The following is a 3,345-nucleotide window of genomic DNA, read 5'->3' on the forward strand; positions in this document are numbered from 1 at the left end:
GTTCAAAGCGCAATTTACTCCCATCTCTAATTTTTTCAAGCATTTCAAGCTGATCATACGTGATATCTAATGAAATATAATCACTAATAGGTACATTAGGAGGTATGCTTAGTGCATCACGGTCAGGCCTAGCACGACCCAAGTAATACCGCTTAGGGGATAAAGCGCTTGAAGCGTAAACAATCCCTTCCATATCCCATATTTTTATATCATTTGGGAAATGATTCATAAACTCAAGAACAAAGGTTAACCTTAAACCTTGTGCATCAGGATATGGAAACTTCACATCCAATTTAAGAAATCTTACACTTAACATATTTTAAATTCATTAATTCTAATATTTATTTTTATATCACAGTAGTGTATAGTAATTGATGCTCATACTTTAAATTACCACATCATGATTCAGGTACATTGCTTAAAGCTTTTATGCATGATCAGTATTTAGCGGTATTTCCATGCTATTTTCTTCTTTTCGAATTCTCCAGGCGCCATCTTGTATAGTAGGTCCGCCACCTTTTGTCTAAGCTCAACCGCAAAATTCATTATAAGGGCTAATTCTTCTTTGTTAAATTCCTTGTTTGGGAAAAGAATTTTAGCTAGACCTGATGCAATTCTATAAATTCCAATTTCATCCCTTATTGTAACTTTATCTAGTTCTATCATGGAGCGGATAAGTGGTGTAAAATCTAGCTTCCTTAATTCATGCAGGATCTCAGAAAAATAATCAACTGAGAATCCATAGTTCTTAGAGAGGTGCACTTCACTTTTCTTTATTTTTGGTAATTCCCATCCTGGAATTATTCCATGAATTCTATCAATGAATGCAGTATCATTCCTCATACAATCTGGTAATACGTAGTTCACATCTTCAATGGGGACATAACCTGATACTTCAATGTTACCCATAAACACTAAAGAGCAGAGTGATGTCGCTTTCTTTGGTCCTCGTTCAAAATGCCCATCAACCATATAATCCTTTAACTTACCCATCATCTCCTCTGGGCGTGGGAAAGTTACCTTGCTAACTTCATCAAAAACTATGCAGTCTTTCATGCCTATCTCACCTATAGTTCGTCTAGCAATATTATAGAATAGTTGTGCAGGTGTGACATGCCCACCAGAAATAATCCTAGTATAAAAGGAAATGTTCCGATAAAAGTGCGTCTTACCTGTTGCTCTAGGACCAAACTCCATTAAGTTTATATTGTTCTCAACTAGAGGAATAAACCTGCTTATTAGAATCAGCTTTTGTCTGTGAGTATAAACTTCTGGGTTTAAGCCTATAGTATTTATAAGAACATCAATCCACTCATCTAACGTAAAGTGTTCTCTCTTCTCAATGAATTCTTCTAAATCTATATTTGTAATATGGAATGGTTGAAATTCCTCAATAAATACTGGAAGAGTTATTGGATTTCCATCGTCATCCATAATTGGATCAGAGTATTTTAGGCTTGCTAACCCCCATATTCCAGTTGAAAGAAGTTGCTCGTTCTCTTCAACAATCTTATCAGAGATCATAACGTTTGTAAGGTTTAAGGTGGGGATTATAGCCTTTCTTATTTCATGCTTTTCATCAACCTCTACCTTAATTTCATCTATTATTTTGCAAGGTAATTTCTTTATAATTATCCTATCTAAGATTCTATCCTTATCCTTCGGCTCTGGGTAAAGTGTGTTTACGAGCTCAATCACCTTCATCAATCTTTCACCAAAAACTACTGGATCACTTTCCTCCGAGATTCTAGTGAGAAGATGTTCTGAGACAAATTTGGGGACTCTTCTAATGTCCTCTCTATTCGAGAGCCCCTTGTTAACAACAAAATCAGGGAAGTAATACTTCAATTTTGCATTCAACTCATCCTGCTTAACCATATTAATCACCTAAGAGTTCATCTAGACCTTTAATACCTGCTTTTTCGGACTTTTTACTTACCGATTTTACAAAAAGTGTTCTCTCCTCTTTAATGCTTCTCTCCTCCTTATTTACCTTAAAAGTAAGGATGATTTCTAGGTTATATTGACCAGCTTTTAATTTTGGTAAAACAAACCCTAATGTTTTATCCTCACTCTTCTCAATGTTCCCAATTTTTTGATCAGTTAAGACTTTATCCCCTAATATTATTCTTATCCTTCCATCATCTAAGGGGAGGCTTAAATTATTAGAAACTTTAATATTAAGCTCTTTCGACTCATTCTCATTAACTAGTAAAGGTTCAACTGATACCTTCACACCTTCTTCGCTAGGTAAAGTGATCTCTTCTTCACTCTCTTCCTCTTCAGAGATCTCTCCTTCTTTTAATATTGTTAAGCATTTTCTAATCTCCTCAAGTTCCTCATCAGTAATTCCATAAAGTTGAGCAACAATCTTATCAATTTCTTCCTCTGTCTTACTCAAATTTTCTTTCAAATCTTCTCTATCCTCTTCGTAGACCTTCTTCGCTATTTCATGAGCCTTGCGTGAGAACCGAGAAAGTTTTTGATGAAGAGGATTTTTAGGGTCGAACTTTGGAATTCTAATATATTGTGTAATATGTGTTTCTTGCCTAAGTTCATAAGTGTAGGATGCAATTGCTAACAAAGCTATTGATGAGTTTAAAACTCCCGTAGCATAATATGCTTCTTCACCATTTTCAAAAGGAATAAGGATTAGAGAGTCATTAAGAATTACTGGCCTGCTTCCAAGAAATTCTGTTTCAGCAGGTTCTAAAACGGCTGAGGCAAAGCTTACAGCTTTACCCGTAATAGCTCCAGCAATTCTTTTCCAAACAACTTTGTATGGATAGAAGGTATAATTGCCAATATCATAGACGGAATAGAATGGGTTTCCTTTACCCCAAAGTTTGTGAATAGATCTATTTTCTAGCTCTTTCCTAAAATTGTTGAGATAGCTATAAGTTTTAGGAAAATTGATTTTCATCTTATTCTCTTGAATAGGATTTCCAGTTTTAGGATCGTGCGGGACAATTATCCATCCATAGTCTCCAGCAATATACCACTTCTTAACATCTCTTCCCTTTACTAATGGATAGATCAGTTCTTTTTCTACAACTTGTTTCACAATTTTCACAGTTTTCTTCTGTCCAGATAACGGCGGATTTGTAATTAATAGACCACCTGGAAGCTCAGAAATTATCTCGACCCAGTAAACTTGGTTTAATGCTGTATTGACGCCTTCATATGCTTTATACCAAGGACTATTACCAATCACTTTTTTAATTCCTTCATAAGCCTTATATAAGATTTAAGGGCTAGGTAGTAGTACTACTACCTAGCCCTGGTGGGGGTCAAGGTCGGTCAACATCCTGAGCCTAAAAGCTCATGGAGAAGCTTGACCCAACC

3 protein-coding genes are annotated in these 3,345 nt (G+C 35.6%); all 3 read right to left on the reverse strand.

Annotation, left to right across the window (positions count from 1 at the left end; genetic code table 11):
- Positions 1-292 (reverse strand): hypothetical protein (locus tag MRT15_RS09420; protein ID WP_304329836.1); only part of this gene is annotated, 292 nt, incomplete at its 3' end.
- Positions 293-444: 152 nt separating this feature from the next.
- Positions 445-1,878 (reverse strand): BREX system Lon protease-like protein BrxL, encoded by a 1,434-nt coding sequence (brxL, locus tag MRT15_RS09425; RefSeq protein WP_304329837.1) that lies wholly within the window; start codon positions 1,876-1,878, stop codon positions 445-447.
- A gap of 1 nt (position 1,879) precedes the next feature.
- Complete coding sequence (locus MRT15_RS09430) at positions 1,880-3,214, reverse strand: hypothetical protein (protein WP_304329838.1); 1,335 nt, start codon at positions 3,212-3,214, stop codon at positions 1,880-1,882.
- Between the last annotated feature and the right edge of the window lie 131 nt (positions 3,215-3,345).

Source organism: Candidatus Culexarchaeum yellowstonense, assembly GCF_024707025.1.
Classification (GTDB): Archaea; Thermoproteota; Methanomethylicia; order Culexarchaeales; family Culexarchaeaceae; genus Culexarchaeum.